Source organism: Pseudoalteromonas luteoviolacea, assembly GCF_000814765.1.
In the GTDB taxonomy this organism is placed as follows: Bacteria; Pseudomonadota; Gammaproteobacteria; order Enterobacterales; family Alteromonadaceae; genus Pseudoalteromonas; species Pseudoalteromonas luteoviolacea_H.
Map to the genome: position 1 here is coordinate 64437 of NZ_JWIC01000007.1, position 15555 is coordinate 79991.

14 protein-coding genes and 1 pseudogene are annotated in these 15555 nt (G+C 39.5%); 7 read left to right on the plus strand and 8 right to left on the minus strand.

The window, feature by feature from the left end; translation table 11 throughout:
• The first annotated feature begins 20 nt into the window (after positions 1 to 20).
• The gene (locus JF50_RS14810) at positions 21 to 968 is read left to right on the plus strand and encodes a ParB N-terminal domain-containing protein (RefSeq protein ID WP_052262331.1); all 948 of its coding nucleotides are present in this window, start codon (positions 21 to 23) and stop codon (positions 966 to 968) included.
• Between the two features lie 128 nt (positions 969 to 1096).
• Positions 1097 to 2356, plus strand: coding sequence for a potassium channel family protein (locus JF50_RS26185; RefSeq protein ID WP_052262332.1), 1260 nt, complete (start codon positions 1097 to 1099; stop codon positions 2354 to 2356).
• A gap of 74 nt (positions 2357 to 2430) precedes the next feature.
• Here the strand turns inward: JF50_RS26185 and dndE are convergent, their stop codons facing one another.
• From dndE to dndB, 4 genes are read right to left on the minus strand one after another with little or no spacing between them, the layout of a single operon-like run.
• Positions 2431 to 2766 (minus strand): DNA sulfur modification protein DndE, encoded by a 336-nt coding sequence (dndE, locus tag JF50_RS14820; RefSeq protein ID WP_039610242.1) that lies wholly within the window; start codon positions 2764 to 2766, stop codon positions 2431 to 2433.
• Positions 2766 to 4730, minus strand: coding sequence for a DNA sulfur modification protein DndD (gene dndD, locus JF50_RS14825; protein ID WP_039610243.1), 1965 nt, complete (start codon positions 4728 to 4730; stop codon positions 2766 to 2768). Before dndD ends, dndE begins: the two co-directional genes overlap by 1 nt.
• Entirely contained in the window at positions 4730 to 6385 is a 1656-nt protein-coding gene (gene dndC / locus JF50_RS14830) for a DNA phosphorothioation system sulfurtransferase DndC (RefSeq protein WP_039610244.1), read from the minus strand. Before dndC ends, dndD begins: the two co-directional genes overlap by 1 nt.
• Entirely contained in the window at positions 6378 to 7466 is a 1089-nt protein-coding gene (gene dndB / locus JF50_RS14835) for a DNA sulfur modification protein DndB (protein ID WP_039610245.1), read from the minus strand. The genes dndC and dndB overlap by 8 nt, the downstream gene beginning before the upstream one ends.
• Before the next feature lie 134 nt (positions 7467 to 7600).
• Here dndB and dndA point away from each other — a divergent pair, with 134 nt between their 5' ends.
• Both dndA and JF50_RS14845 read left to right on the plus strand, forming a co-directional pair.
• Positions 7601 to 8728, plus strand: a complete 1128-nt coding sequence (dndA, locus tag JF50_RS14840; RefSeq protein ID WP_039610246.1) for a cysteine desulfurase DndA — start codon at positions 7601 to 7603, stop codon at positions 8726 to 8728.
• Positions 8725 to 9507 (plus strand): restriction endonuclease, encoded by a 783-nt coding sequence (locus JF50_RS14845; RefSeq protein ID WP_039610247.1) that lies wholly within the window; start codon positions 8725 to 8727, stop codon positions 9505 to 9507. The genes dndA and JF50_RS14845 overlap by 4 nt, the downstream gene beginning before the upstream one ends.
• Before the next feature lie 423 nt (positions 9508 to 9930).
• Here JF50_RS14845 and JF50_RS14850 read toward each other — a convergent pair whose 3' ends face one another.
• Together JF50_RS14850 and JF50_RS27215 are read right to left on the minus strand one after the other, a co-directional pair.
• Positions 9931 to 12021 carry a DNA phosphorothioation-associated putative methyltransferase gene (locus JF50_RS14850; protein ID WP_080760256.1) on the minus strand — a complete coding sequence of 697 codons (2091 nt, stop codon included), beginning with the start codon at positions 12019 to 12021 and terminating at the stop codon, positions 9931 to 9933.
• Positions 12002 to 12178 (minus strand): helix-turn-helix domain-containing protein, encoded by a 177-nt coding sequence (locus tag JF50_RS27215; protein ID WP_160290488.1) that lies wholly within the window; start codon positions 12176 to 12178, stop codon positions 12002 to 12004. Before JF50_RS27215 ends, JF50_RS14850 begins: the two co-directional genes overlap by 20 nt.
• Positions 12179 to 12381: 203 nt before the next feature.
• Here JF50_RS27215 and JF50_RS27615 point away from each other — a divergent pair, with 203 nt between their 5' ends.
• Both JF50_RS27615 and JF50_RS14855 read left to right on the plus strand, forming a co-directional pair.
• Positions 12382 to 12564, plus strand: a complete 183-nt coding sequence (locus tag JF50_RS27615; RefSeq protein WP_052262333.1) for a hypothetical protein — start codon at positions 12382 to 12384, stop codon at positions 12562 to 12564.
• Positions 12565 to 12582: 18 nt separating this feature from the next.
• Positions 12583 to 13395: pseudogene (locus tag JF50_RS14855) on the plus strand (IS110 family transposase); the annotation flags it as partial.
• A 290-nt stretch (positions 13396 to 13685) separates the two neighbouring features.
• Here the strand turns inward: JF50_RS14855 and JF50_RS14860 are convergent.
• Complete coding sequence (locus JF50_RS14860) at positions 13686 to 13967, minus strand: GIY-YIG nuclease family protein (protein WP_039610248.1); 282 nt, start codon at positions 13965 to 13967, stop codon at positions 13686 to 13688.
• A gap of 344 nt (positions 13968 to 14311) precedes the next feature.
• Here JF50_RS14860 and JF50_RS14865 point away from each other — a divergent pair, with 344 nt between their 5' ends.
• Positions 14312 to 14680, plus strand: a complete 369-nt coding sequence (locus JF50_RS14865) for a hypothetical protein (protein ID WP_039610249.1) — start codon at positions 14312 to 14314, stop codon at positions 14678 to 14680.
• A gap of 43 nt (positions 14681 to 14723) precedes the next feature.
• Here the strand turns inward: JF50_RS14865 and JF50_RS27380 are convergent, their stop codons facing one another.
• Complete coding sequence (locus JF50_RS27380) at positions 14724 to 15554, minus strand: amidohydrolase (protein ID WP_200890415.1); 831 nt, start codon at positions 15552 to 15554, stop codon at positions 14724 to 14726.
• Between the last annotated feature and the right edge of the window lies 1 nt (position 15555).

A 15555-nucleotide genomic window follows, 5' to 3' on the forward strand; every position in this document is an offset into this window, starting at 1 on the left:
AATCAAACGAGGAAAAAATAATGAACGTTGGAGTTGAATTAGAGGATATTAGAGTTTCCCTCGATCAGCTAATGCTCGATCCGAATAATTATAGGTTAGCCTATAAAGGTATTGAGCCTGTAACTTCTGATGATCAAGTTGAGAGTCTTCAGAATGAGTTAGAAAAAAAGCTTTCCAAAGAACAACTAAATGACTTAATGGAATCTATATTAGTTAATGGTTTTCTAGATGTTGATAGAATAGTTGTTAGGAAATTGAAAGGTTCTGAAAATAAGTATGTTGTTATTGAAGGCAACAGAAGAACAGCGGCTTTAAAAAGTCTTTATAGAGATCACATTGATGGTTACATAGTCTTATCAGACTCATTACTTGATAAAATGTCATCTTTAAGCGTCGTATTAATTGATGCGATTAGTTCTGAAAAAATAGATGAACAGTTTAAAACTCTGATGGGAATAAGACACGTTTCTGGTCCTAAGCAGTGGACGGGCGTACAGCGCGCGAAGTTAGTAGATGATTTGTTTAAACTAGGAAAGCCAGCTAACGAAGTTGGTAAACTATTAGGTATATCTGGAATCGAAGCCAATAGGAGAAGGAATGGTTACCTTGCATACCTTCAAATGGCAAGTGACTCAAAATATGGTGAATATATACAGCCAAAGCATTATGCGTTGTTGCTAGAATTTGTATCTAATAAATATGCTAGGGAGTGGTTCGGTTGGAAAGATGGCAAACAATTCGCATCGAAATCAAAAAGAAGAATCTTGTACCGGCATATTGTTAAATTAAATGATGCGACAAGTGCTGAAATCAATAACCCTACAGAGGCTCGCAGTTTTTGTAAAACTATTGTTAATGAGTCTGTAAGCAGTCAAATAGAAAAAGGGTATTGCTCAGTGATATCACTAACGAACAAGCTGAGGAGAGGATTAGAGCTACTACGAGTATTGATAATTCATCAAACTTAAATATTACTAAGATCACAGAGTTTATTAGGTTTCTTAACCGATTAGACAGTGTAGATTTGGCAGATGAAGAAGCTGAAGAGTTAACTAAAGTAGTTACTGCAATAAAAGATTTATTGGAGGAGCTTTAGGTGAAAGATTGGTATGGAGCGGCCTTAGAAGAGTTGAAGCGTGAAATAAATACTAGCCCCACAAAGCGAGTAAGTGGATCTGACTTCATTCGTTCATATACAAATGACAACGACCTTATTGGAGAGGAAGATAACGACGATATTGAAACGTGGCTGAATTTAGAAATCGATAACTTCGAGGGGTGGTTAAAGAACAACCATTCAGCTGTGATCGTAATTGGCAAGAATTACTATTGGAGCATTGTAAGCCCTTCTCACGTTAAAAAACAAAATGTTCCAGTTAAGACTACATCTTATGATTTTTCTGTTGCAAACCAGCTATTAGATAAAGAATTGAACGATTTAAATACTTCTGATGCAAATATGTTATATGAAGCTGCTTTAGAAGCAAATAAGCGCAAATTAGATAAAGCATTTGAATATGCAATTAAGAACTTTAATTATAGAGACCATACCAGGCAACCAAATACAGATAAGTTAAGAGCTTTAGATGCTGTGCTGAGTGCATGTAAACTTAATAGTGAACAGCATCGAGCAGACACTTACAAATACCATTGTAAGAAGGCTGAGATATTTACATCACAATATTCACACGATGTTGCGGCAGAAGAATATAAAGCAGCAATTCAGTTTTTAGAGAATGAATTCAATAGAAAGTGTTTGATTAAACAATTATGGAATAAGACTTACCGGTTGTTTAGTAGCAGTCAATCTAACGGAGAGGAAGAACACAGGATTGCAAATGTAGAAGAAATTTTAAAAAGTGTGTACCGTAAATGTAGGGTTCAATACCAAGAAGCGGGTATGAGTGATGAAGCTTCCGAAATATATGTTCAAGAAAGTAAACACGTGCAAAAAGGGCTTAGTTTAAGCTTTAAGCGCATTTGGATGTTTATTTTGTGGGCATTGGCTAGATATGGAGAATCTCCTAGGCGTGTTTTTGGTTGGGGTATTATAGTTATATTTGGCTTTGCACTGATTTACATGAAAACTGGCGTTAATGCTCCATCAGGGTTAGCTGAGTTCATATGTAATGGAGATGTAACTTTACATTGCACAGAACAAGAAGGAAAACCGGCAGCTACTCCAGGTTATTGGACTCATTTGTATTATAGTGTCGTTACTTTTACAACACTCGGGTATGGTGACTTTTCACCTGTAGCTGGTGAAAGTAGGTTTCTTTCTGCACTTCAAGCCCTTTTGGGTCTGGTTTTAACAAGCTTGTTTTTAGGTACGTTGATAAAGAAGTATTCGCGATGAATCTCATAGCTCAAATTAAAAAGTTCGCCAAGCTTGGTCTTCTTGTTTTAATTTGAGCAGGCTAACAGTGCATATTATTGACTTAAGTAGACCACACCTCTACTCAAATGCAACTTAACAAAATCACCAAAGTGCACACCTTCTAGTTGTGCACTTTGTTTTTGATAAGCTTCTCTTAACACCGCTAAATAAAGATCACCGTATTCGCCAGCAAATACCTTCCACGTCATTTCAACATTGCTGTCGCTAGGGACTTCTTCAAATGGCGGCACTGACTCTTCAGCTAGAGACATGCAGAGTGCCCAGCGGCACAGTACATTCCAATTTTCAATCCCTGTTTTGCTTTTTAAGCGAATAAGCTGTTGCTTTTGTTTTTCAGAAAGTTTGATGGTGTCGATTGTGTGTAACATTAAAAATACCCTTCTGAAATGGTCGAGGTGGTGGCTTGTTCGTTGTAGCGAATGTGGTATTCGCGGCTAATTGCGGGTTTAAGCTTGCTGTAGTAATCGCTCATGATTTCTTCATCTGTCGAAAGCAGTAAAACTTGATTTGCTGCAAACGGGAAGTAACCTTCAATTAAGCGGGTACGGTGTTTACCGTCTAGCCGCCCAAGCGGGGTGTCGATAACAGTTGGTAGCTCTTTACCCGACGCTTCTGAAAGCCCCCATAAAATAGCAATCGCAAGTAGCTGGCGTTCACCTGCTGAAAGTCTGCTAGGAGAGAGCTCTTCACCGGTTTGTGCTAGTAGTGTAAGTGAAAAGCTTGTAGAGCAAATATGCACGCCACTGATTAGCTGCTCTTTACGGGTAAGGGCAATAAATTTTTCAGTAATTTTATCTTGCAGTAGTTCGATATTTTCTTTTATTAAGCTTTTAGCAAAACCTTGCATGGTCTCTTTTAACTTACCAATATGGTCAACCACTTGTAGCGAACGTTTTTGCTCAAAAGTGTCTTTACTTTGTTGTGTAAGCAGGTTGGTGTAACGCTGGTTTAGCACTGCGTGTTTTGCTTGTGCTTGTTCAAGCTCAGCTGATTTGGCTTTAATTAGCGTTTGTGCGTTTTTAAATTCAGCTTCAAACTGTGCCAATTCACTCAGTACATGTTTTACCGTTTCGTAATCTGGAATTGATTCTTCTTTTTTTTCAAACAGGGCCTTTTTCTCAAGTAGTATTTCGCGCTCTTTAATAAGCGCTTCACGCTCTTGTTGGTCAAGCTCAAGCTTTGCTTCAAGCCCATTAAATAAGTTACTTGGTAAACCGACATAGCTTTCAACATTAGCAAGAGCTTGGCGCTCTGTTGCCATGCTTGCCATAGAGTTTTCAAGCGCAGTGCGCGCTGCTTCTGGCAGTGTTTGCCCTTCAAGCGATTTGAGTAGCGTCGCCTCGTAGCTTTCAATGGCTTTATTAAGCGCGCTGGCTTCGCTTGCTTGCTCTTCAAGTACAGCTTGTTTGTGTGTTTGCTTAAGTAGCGGTTTAATTAAGCCAAGCGGCCCTATGCCGGCATCTAGCTTAACGCGTTGTTGTAGGCTGTCTTTTAACTTCTGAGCAATAGCACCCAATTCAAAACGAATTTGGTCACGTTCTTCAATGAGGTGTGCGCCTGAGTCTCGGACTTTTTGCCTTGCTTTGTTGATATCAACATTTATTTTGCCTTGCTGGTTTTTCAGCTTAGCAATTTCAACGCTTAGCGCTTCAATAATATCGTTGTTTGCTTCAATATCGGCTTCGCAGGTTTCAACCTTTTCAATTACGCTTGTATCTAGGTTTTCTGCTTTGCGTTTGCGCTCAATATTATTTAAATCTAGGTGTAATTGGCTGAGTAAATCTAACCCTAGTAGGTTTTCAATGCCTGTTTTTATTAGTTCATTACTGCGCTCTGGGTGCGCGAGGTTTTCTATTTTTTCACCGTCGAAAAAGAATAAGTCGGACAATGACATAGGTATAAACTCGTTTACAAATTCATCCCAGTGCTCGCCGATGTATTGGTCGTGTTCACCATTACAGCTTACTGTGACTTTGTCTTTTGAGTTTTCAACTTGCTTTGCTATCTTCCACTCGCGGCGTACAGTAAATGTTTGTGCTTCTGTGTCTGTGGTGTGGCTAAATGTCAGCTCTAATGATACTTGTTCAGTTTTAGAGACGTAACGGTTAAGTGTACTGGCTAGGTATGTACCATAGGCGAGATTACCTCGGTTAGAGCATTTTGCATGCTTACCATAAAGTACTAGCTGTAATGCATCTAAAAACGTGGTTTTACCGCCACCATTTAGCCCGCCAAAAAGAATTACAGGCTTGTCGTTTGAAACGGTTAAATCAACCGAGTGTGTGCCTTTGTAAATACCAAAGTTATGTAAGGTAAGAGACTGCAATAACATTATTTTACCTCCACAACTTCAATTTCTGGTAGGGAGCTATAACCTTGTTCTTTAATACACTTAGTGATCATGTGGATCTTGTCTTTAATCTCTTCTTGTTCTTTTGCTGTGAGGCTTTGATCGTTTGTGAGCTTAATGTGTAAACGATGACGTTCGCGCTCTAGGGCAAATTCTTTTGCTTCAAACATGCTGTTGAACGCACCTTTGTCTAACACATCATTGAGCTCATCGCCTAGTTTTGCTCGGCGAAGTTGGTTGCGGTATTTATTTGCAACGCTCAAGGTGGCGCGAATTTGCTGGTAAAGTAAGCCTTCTTTATCGCCATGTTGCTCACAATAAGTTTGTAATTTACTTAAGGTGTCATTGTTTAAAATAGGGTGGTGCGCGCGGCGTTTACCTGGATATGGCTTTTTAATTACTTGCTCATATATTTTTGGCAAGTTGTCTTCAATTTCGTGTTTATCTTCAAGCCAAATTTTTCGAATCGCTTCTAACTCTTCAATTGGGAGTAGCTCTAAGTTTTTGACTTCAGGCGGTCCCATGTGCTGCACAGCTACTTGTGCTTCAAGCACTTTTTTCAGCATGTGTTCACGGAATGTTTGAATATAAGGGCCGTGTACTACGTCTGCACCATGTTTAGATACGTGCACGGTAAGCGTACCATTCATGCGGCGGAAGTCCCGGTTGTTGCGATCTCGGCGCAGCTTTTCGAGCTTTTTCTCTCGCACTGCATCATTTATCTCAAGTTCATTACGAAGTGAAACAAGCGGGTACATCCACTCTTTTTCTTCATCGTTTGAGATCATGGCGTTCATTGATTTGTCTTCAGTTACCATAGTACACACGTAACAACCAAACCGGCTATCGCCACAACTCTGCGTTGACTTGTCTACTACCAGCGGGCATTCGCCACCTTCTGTTGCGCCTTGGTACATGCCCATTAAATCGTGATTAGGGAAGTTCCATGGATTTTTAATGCTGTTTAAGTAAACCCAAACATCATCATTACTCCATGTTGAAATAGGCGTATATACCCAAACTCGCTCTAGTGAACCATTCTCGGTTAGACCAAGCGCTTTACGGGTGTTGGTGGTTGAGCTCTCAAATTTCTCCATTACAGCAGCACGGGCAGTGCTTTCTGCTTTACGTGTACCGAGTATTAAAATAGCTTCACCATTTTTATTCGCAAGGTTTTGAATAAAGGTATTTGATGGCGATATTTTTAAACGATCAGTACACCAACGAAACTTCATACGCGGGGCAGGGTAACCTTTACCAATTAAGTTAACCCAAAAGCGATCTTTAATTTCTGGTGTTAGGCGATGTGGCACGATAGGTAGTTGTTGCTCATCGGCTGACTCTTTCATTCTGTCGAGTGATTTTTCAACCCATAAAGCAACAATTGGGTTTTCAACCAACGTATCGGTACTAATTACATGTACTTTTTTGTTTGCTTTGCCTTCTTTTTTGAGCTCTTGCAGGGCATACCAAACCAACTGCAAAATGGCTGTTGAGTCTTTACCGCCACTGTAACCTAATACCCATGGAATACTATCGCTCATGTAGAGCACTTTAATATGATCGATACTTTGCTCAATGGCTTCTTTTAGCCCGCCAGCAAAAGCAGAATGTGACTGTACTACACTATCAGTCATTATTTGCCCCTTGGAATGCTTGTTCAGCACTTTGTTCTTTATTCGTAAGTGTTACGTTTAAAAATTCTTTAATTTTAATACAAGTAAGTTCAGCAGCTTTGCGGTTATTGGTCATAGCATTGTTGTTTACGCAGCGTCCGCGCCAAGCATTATTGCTACGCGACCAATTAATATCACTCAAGCCTTTGAGGGTTTTTTGCCATTGCGGATCGTGTTTAAGTAAATATGCACCAAGCATTCCTAAAGCATGAAGTGTAACAGCGTGTGCGTGAATTGATTCGTCACGTAAATCACCACCAGATGCTTTGTCTTCACATACCAGCTGCCATGCAGGCATATTGTTTAGCACTTCGTGCCAAAATTCAGTTGCTGTAGGTATGAGTGACTCATAGTTTTTCTGATTTATGGTTCCGAGTAGGTACTTGGTGGCTTTATTAATTGCGCTGTGACTAACTAGCTTTTTAGAACGTACACCTAGATTACTTTTTTCCATATGAACAAGCTTTGTGAACTGTTCACTTCTAAACACGACAGTTTTTGAAAGTATGGCGTCAGGCTTATCATCGTAAGTGATACTTAGTGAGGAGTCTGTTTTAACCGGGTAAAGATTTAAGTCTTTAAAAATGCGTTGGCGCTCTTCGAGTGTTTTATTACTAAAGAACACCACTGAAATAGATTCATCAGCAAGCGATGGATCTGCCTTTATGGCCTCTAAAATTGCGGCGTTACGGTGTTGCCCGTCTGTGATAAATAGCTCAGCGTCTTCATCTATTAAAAGAGTACCAATTTTTTGTTCGTGTTTACTTTCACCAATTGGTACAAACTCACTTGCACCGCTAATACATGCGGTAAGCGCAGAAAAGACGTAATTATCTCTGTTATCTAAAATATAGTTAGCTATATCAGGTATGCGTTCTTCGTTAATGATACGCTGTGCTCGTTGATCTACAGGTAATTTGCTTTCATCAAAGGTAAATATCTTATTTAACCTTTTTAGTGGGCACATAACGATGTAATATTCTGTTTTTGCTTGGGTTCCCCTGATTGCAGGAAAGGAAGTACCCGATACGATTTGGCTCATTGCTACTTTTTGTGTTATGCCTTTGTTGCGTAGTTCGTAGTTTATTGCTTTTGTTCGTACGAACAGGTTGGCGCAAATTCTACAGTATAGTGATTAAATTGTCTGTGAATATTTATAATTTTTTTGGAGAGAAAATGACTGCCTATCTAGATATGAACGCAACTTCACCAGTCTCGAAAGAAGTTGCTGATTTAGTGTACAGATTGATGGTTGAAGAGTATGGCAATGCTGGTAGCCGGACTCATGAATTTGGCGCACTAGCTAAGAAACACGTAGAAACGGCAAGAAAGCAGGTTGCTGAAGTTGTTGCTGCTGATAAATCAGAAGTCATTTTTACTAGTGGTGCTACAGAGAGTAATAATATTGCAATTTTAGGTATAAAAGACTTTGCGGAGCAAGAAAATAAAAAACATATTATTACCACACGAATAGAGCATAAAGCTGTTTTGGAGCCAATTGAGCATCTAGAAAATAATGGCTTTGAAGTAAGTTACTTAGATGTAGGCGAAAGTGGTTTGGTTGACCCTAAACAGCTTAACGCATTGTTAAGAGACGATACTGTGCTTGTCTCAATTATGCATGTAAATAATGAAACAGGTTGCATTCAGCCAATGAACGATATTTGTGAGGCGCTTAAGTTTAATGATGCGTACTTGCATGTAGATGCGGCGCAAAGCTTTGGTAAGCTGAGTGAGTGTTTAAAAAATGACCGTGTCGATTTAATAAGCGCTAGCGGTCATAAAGTTTATGCCCCTAAAGGTATTGGTGCACTAATTATGCGTAAGCGCGGTTTTATAAAACCACCATTAAAACCAATTCAATTTGGTGGCGGTCAAGAGAAAGGCCTTCGACCCGGTACTTTACCTGTACCTTTGATTGCAGGGTTTGGTTTAGCTTGTGAATTGGCGATTAAAAATGCTGATAAATGGCAAACTTATGCGAGTTTACTAAAGCAATCGCTCATGGTTGAATTAGATAAAGTTGGTGCACACTATAACGGCGAGAATACTTCTCCTTATGTTTTAAACTTTTCTGTTTCAGGCGTGAATTCAGAGTCGTTAATGGTTAGCTTAAAAGGGATTGCGGCAGTTTCAAATGGATCTGCATGCACATCTTCAAGTTATACTCCTTCACATGTATTAACAGCTATGGGGCTTGATGAAGATAGGATCACAGGTGCAGTGCGTATATCATGGGGATATATGACAGAATCCTTACCAATTAATGAAATAGTAGAAAAAATTAAGCAGATACAGATATGAGTAAAGTAACAATTGCAGAAGCCGCAGTAAAAGCTTTATCACTGATTGGTGAACCTGCAACTTACAAGGTCGTTTACAGTAAAATTATGGAACACTCATTGTATAAATTTGGAGCAAAAGACCCGCTTTCTGTGCTACGTGTTCAAATGGAGCGACATAGTGATAGCACTTCTTGGAACAATGAGTCACAAATTAAACTGTTCACTAAAAATGAAGTTGGTGAATTTTCATTATTGAGCGCTTCTTCAGCTGATAATAAAGAAGAGCAAGTTAAGATGACCAACAGTTTGGAGCTGGTACACCAATTAGCTAACAAATTAAAGCAAGATACGATACAACGTATAGTTGATCATCTTTATTCACTTGAACCTGAAGAGTTTGAATTTTTCTGTAGGCGCTTTTTAGAACGTTATGGTTTTGAAAGTATGGAAGTTACTCAACGTGGTCGCGATGGTGGTATTGACGTCTATGGTCAATTAGAAGTAGGTATTTCAATGCTCCATGTAGCAGCTCAATGTAAGCGCTACAAAAAAACAAACAAAGTTTCTCGACCTGATATTGATATGTTTAGAGGTGCAATACAAGGCGAGTTTCAACAAGGCATATTTATAACTACAAGCAGCTTTACTAAAGAAGCACAAGATAGCGCCTTTAAACGTGGTTGTGTACCAATAGTTTTAATTGATGGTGAAACGCTTGCAGAGATTATGATTGAACGTGGTATTGGAGTATCTACTAGCCACATTCCAATCTATGATTTCGAGCTAGATTTGGTGTAAAAATAGTTATTATGAAAGGGAATGAGTTTTGAATTTATATAACAAAATTAATATGTCAGATCTATCAGTACTCACTGATAAAAAGTTTCAAAGTGTTGAGTTGCGGATATAGATTTCACTTTATTACAGGAATGATGAGAGCTGAATTTAATGATTGTAGATTTACAAACTGCAATTTTGAACGAAAAAAACTTAAAGACCTAAAAGTTACTGATTCACATTTCGTAAGTTGTTCATTTCTCAGGACTGATTTACTGGGGAGTTGTTTTGAAAAAGTTATATTTAGAAACTGTCAATTCGAAAGGTCGAACTGGAATAGGACTGAGGTCCTGAATTCTGAATTTATTAACTGTACATATAATTATGATTCAGGCTTTCATATATGCCATTTTTACTAATGTGTTAGGTTTTCCTGAGAGATACTTAAAGAGAACAGGGAAAATGGACCTTGGTCAAATTTTTTAGTTTTTTTATAAACTTGTCTCCCTTAAGTTTCACCTCCCCAATACTCAAACACCTTTTGTAGAATATCCCAATTGGGCCATTCTGCTTTTGGTACGACCCTTCGAGCATATCAGAGAGTCGCTTATCAAATCGTTGCTGTGCTTTGTATTCGTTTATATCCGCCTCAATAAAGTCCAGTTTGTTGTAAAGCGGTTGTAGCGGGTATTCGTTACCCGGTAGTAAAAGTAGTCTATGCCTTGCTCGGCGAGTTTTTACTTTTATACGCTCGGTGAGTAGCGGGAGTTTTTTGCTGTAATCATCATATTTTAATAGCGTTACTTTGCCTGAGCGCATATGTATTTTTATTAGGTCAATGTCGTCGATGTCTCCATAAAGTTGTGCGGCACAGCCAATATACACTCGTAAGATTGCTGGTAATTTGTTTAGGTAGTGTTTGGGTAGTGTATAACTTTGGCTATGGTTAAACTCACCAATGTTGAGTTGTTCAAAAACTTGAGAGCATGCATTGGCTATGTTGGCTGGCGATGAAATTGAAAAGAGTAGTACTTTTGCTTGCTCAAGGGCTTGGTTTAAGCTCTCAAAATGCATTTTTATGTCACGTTGTAGCCTATTGGGTAAATGGCTTTTTGTTTGGCGCTTGCCAAATAGGCTTAGGGCAAAGTATACCAAAAGGTCTTGCTGTCGTTTGTGTTGAGCAGCTTCAAATTCAGCATATTCAAATTGGCTTTGTACTAGTTCAAACGCTTTGTTATGGCTGCCGATCACCGCTCTTATTTGCTCGCTTTGTTCAAACTCGTCGTTAGCAGGTATACGGCCATAATGTAGGCAATGCTGCCAAAAGGATTCAAACAGTTCAGTGTGCTTTTCAAATACGCTTTGCTTGATTCGTTCGGGTAGCTTTTTAGCAATAGGGCGTTTTGTAATATGTTGCCATTCGTGGTTATTAAATTGCAGCTCAATGTGATGTTGCTCTAGCAAAGCTGGGCATTTAAACACGGCGATGACCCCTTGGCCAAATGGTATGGTGTTTACATTGAGGGTGTGTTCAATAAACTCTCTGATTTGTGCTTGACTGTAGTACTTTTGAAAGGTGTTACGTTTGGTGATCACACCGTCTTTATAAGGTTTAAATTGCTCGAATATACTTGAGTTAATAAGCATTACAGAAACGACAAGTAACTTATCGCATAATGAATAGGCTTGTTTAAGCGTTTGCTCTCGTTCGTCATAATCTTCAATGACATTAAGCACAAAGCCAAGATTTACAATGTCGCTCTGCACTTTTTTGCCATCGGGTTTGTGTACTGGGTCCCATGCGTTTATGTTTAGCCCGTGGCTAATGCATTCATTGTAATCATCTGAAAAACCGCATCCATAGTCGTGAATTGAGTAATCACCATTTAAATATCCATACTTTGCAAGCTTTTGAAAGGGGGCTGAGAGCCTGTCGCGATTTATCGCGGTTAGGTGCCGCTGAATTTGAGCTGTTTGTTGTGGCTCAGTGATTGCTGCAGGTTTAGTTATTTCGACTTGTTCGAGTCGACCATATTGATTTAGTTTGTAGCCTTTACGTTGTATCAATCGAGTCCATTGTTGTTTAAAACCGATTGTTTTGGTGTTTTGATATAGGCCGATTTGCTCGCCTTCTAATGTGATGGCTTTAAACTCCGTAAAGTGTGGGTAATTAGGTAGCACAAACGCTTCTTTACGATGCAATATTGGTGGGTTATCTGATTGGGTGTAATCGGTTATTTTGGCTGTGTGTTCTGTTAAATCAATGGTGATACTTTTGTTGAGTGCTGGGTAAGCGTAGGTATCAAAATCTGGGTAGTTGAGTAGAGTGAGCTTAAAGTCTCTTTTTAGTAGTTTGACGATGTTCCATGTATTACCTTCCGCAAACACATTTGATGCATTGTTTATGAGTGCATTCAATTCAGGCGTGAGGGCTTGTTGTAAAGCAGAGCGGTGAATGTAGATTGCATTAGGTAAGTGTTTGCCTAGCTTTAAGCTTTTTATTGCTTTTTTGTATTCAGGAAAGGATAGACTCATCGACTTGCTCAAAATAATAGAAATACGCTCGACCTCGTTTTTCGAAGACTAGTTCGCCATGTTCGCGTTTATGCATGAGCTCACAACCACTGACTTTTAAGTGTTTTTGAGCTTGTTTGGTGGTAAGCCAATGGCCTTTGTTTTGGTTTTTGTCCATGAAAAACGTTTTTTGATTATGTTTAAGGTTAACTTACGCCAATTTATGTATTTATGCGAGTGGTATAGGCAAAAGCAGCCAATCGTCGTTGCGGGCTTGCCCCGCAATCCATGTTTGAGGGGGGGTCCTGAAGTGAGTTCTGGACTCCACCACATCTCACATACAGTGTAATGTGGTGTCGACCAAAACAAAGGAGTCCATATATGAATAATCGTAACGTGATTGCGCTCTATCTTGCAAAAAATATTATCCAAGTCGCAAAAGTCTCTAAACATGGCGAAATTATTTTTAATAAAGCACAGTCTCCATCTAAAGTTCGCCAGATACTCGCTAACTCTGCTCCTAGCATTGTGGCAATGGAGGGATGTGGCAGTTTTCATTATTAGGGGCGGGTTGCTCAATCCTATGGTCATGAAGTGAGAGGGATGCCTCCGAAACATGTTAAGCCTTATATAAGCAAACAAAAAACAGATGCCAATGATGCTATCGGGATTGCGATTGCTGCTATACAACCAAATATGCCCTTTTCTCCAGTAAAAAATATCGAACAGCAAATTCTCCAAACGCTCACTGTGAGTCGTAAGTTTTTGGATAAACAACTTACACAACTCAGTAATCATATTAGGGCCTTATTTTATGAATATGGCATCACTATTCCTCGCTCCAAAAAAGCATTGAAAGAGGTTTTAACAGAGCGCAATGATTTACCAGAGGTATTATTGCCATTACTTAGTGTCTTAAAAGCTCAATACCAGCAAATAGAGCAATCTCTGAATAAAGTCACTAAAAACCTAGAACTGCTTGTTTCTCAAAATGAGCAATGCCAACGTGTTATTGCGCTTGAAGGTGTGGGTGTTTTAGGTGCTGCGGGGCTAATTGCCAGCTTGAGTCAAACGAAGCACTTTAAAAATGGGCGATGTGCTTCTGTATATTTAGGCGTTACCCCAAAACAATTTAGCAGTGGAGGTAAAACCGTGATGCTGGGAATTGATAAAGGCGCTGGAGATAAACAGCTAAAATCTTGTTTATTTTTGGGGGCATTGTCATACATTTCTAATCTGCCGGAGAAACCCAAGACATTGAAGCAGCAATGGCTCTTAAGGTTGGTTGCTCGTTCAGGTGTGAAGCGAGCTTGTATTGCGTTGGTGAATAAAAATATCAGGACGGCTTGGGCAATGTTAAAACAAGGTACGAATTACCAGCCAGTTATGATTTAAAAAACATTTTAAAAAGAGTTCGACAACAATGTAATTAAAACGGTAAGACCAACCTTCTGAAAACCTGTCTGAACTGGAAGTGGTAATACACTAACGAAGCGTTTAGGGCAGAAGGTGCGAATAAATCCAAGGTTAGAGAGTCGCGCTCTCAAAAGAAACCGCATATACGCAAGCATCTTTAATTTTAAAAAACATGTTGTCAAACAAGTGGAGTCCATATACGAGTTCAGGGTGACGGGATTGGATTTGGTGCTGTTGGTTTTAATGAGTAGAAAGGCAAATCCAGTCGGTTATATTTTGTGATATAGGTCTTGCCACTTAGGGTTAAACGATTCTATCAATTGGATTTTCCATGCTCTTTTCCAGTTTTTAAGTTGCTTTTCGCGTGCGATGGCTGTGGTGATTGAATCGTGGCATTCAAAATAAACCAAATGATGCACATTGTATTGGCTCGTAAAGCTTTTGGTTAAATTATTTTTATGCTGATATACCCGCGCTTTTAAATCTTTTGTCACGCCAATATAAATGGTTCCATATGGTTTCGATGCAAGTATGTATACACTTGGTTGCATATTTCACTCCTTGAAAATGATGAGCATACTCGTTTGTGTGTATAAATTTCTTTCTATTTGAATCAAAAGTGGGCGTGAAAACGAGTTCAGGGTGACGGGGTTTGGGTTAGTGTTATTGGTTTTAGTGAGTTGCTGCATGTTTAGTTGTGTTTAGAAAGTTTAAACAAGCAGCGTTTTACTTACCTTCGTCGTTGCGGGCTTGCCCCGCAATTTATGTTTGATTACTTACCATATGCGCACGCTTAGATTTAAGGCTATAGTTATAAAAACATCGAAAATTTATATTTTTAATGACATAACATATGTTTAGGTAGGCGCTAACAAAAATATCGTGCGAGCATGCTATGAATTTAATCCTGCGTTTTGGTCTTTCTATTTTTATTGTGATAACTGCTTTTATTGTCTCGGCAACTGTGGCGGGTATCTTCGCGGAAGTGGTCGGTATTTGGAAAAAGCCAACAATTGGGTCAGTGGCGGCAGTTTGTGTGGTGCTGAGTGGTTATGCATCGGCGCCTAAGTTTCAATTGGTCTGTGCTGCGCTATGGTTACTTGTTGGTGCTATTGCAGCATGGGTGTTGTCTAATGCATTTATGTATGCCGAGGATGTGGGGGCTCAGACTCCACTAATAATTACGTATATCAGTGGTGTGTTTAGCTTAGCTGTGTGTCTAGTTTGGCATAAACGAAAGGCGCTGCGTGTTTCAAAAGGATGAGCCACGCAGCGAGAAGTGTTTTGCTACAGTAAATTTATTAAATTCAATCTTGTCTTGGGTATCTTAGTCTGCCGCCAACCCAAGTTTGCTCAACGCTGATGTCTCTAATTTTACTCGGGTCTTCAATAGTCATGGGATCTTGCTCTAAAATCACATAGTCGGCTAATTTCCCTGTATCTAAACTGCCAAGCCATTTATCAACATGGCATTGCCATGCAGCATCAAAGGTAATAGCACGAAGCGCTTGGGCTCTAGTTATACACTCAGCTTCATTAAGTACAGTCTTTTCAGGTGATTTCTCCATAACTCGGGTTACTGCTTGTTCCATCATGCGTAGCGGTCCAAGTGGGCTCACGGATAAATCACTGTGTAATGTGATCCGTGCATCAAGGCCTAGCATGGTTTGGCAGCGATCTAATAACTGAGCTTTTTGTTTAAAAATAACCTGCTCAAATGCATAACCCCAGTAGCCAACATGGCCGATTAAAAAGCTAGGCGAGATCCCAAGTTGCTGCATACGTTGTGCGCTAAGGTCACTCAACAGTGAGCAGTGTTCTATCCGATGGCGCGAGCTTAGCCCCGATTGACCTTGAAGGGCGTTTTCGTAAACATCCAGAGTAATATCAATGGCATGATTGCCATTGGCATGAATGAGCATTGGCCAGCCTTTATTGATGACGGTATTCACCATCGTTTGAAAATTAGGCTTTGAGGTGCCTTGCGTATGAGTGTCACTGGATGTTGCTGGAAGTGTATTAAAATTAAATATACCGTAGTTATTCTTAGGGTTACAGCTGTACTGTTCACTTTGATAGCCTGTCAGCCCCTGATTAGAGCCGTCTGAAACGAGTTTTACAGCGGCTTTAAATGGCATA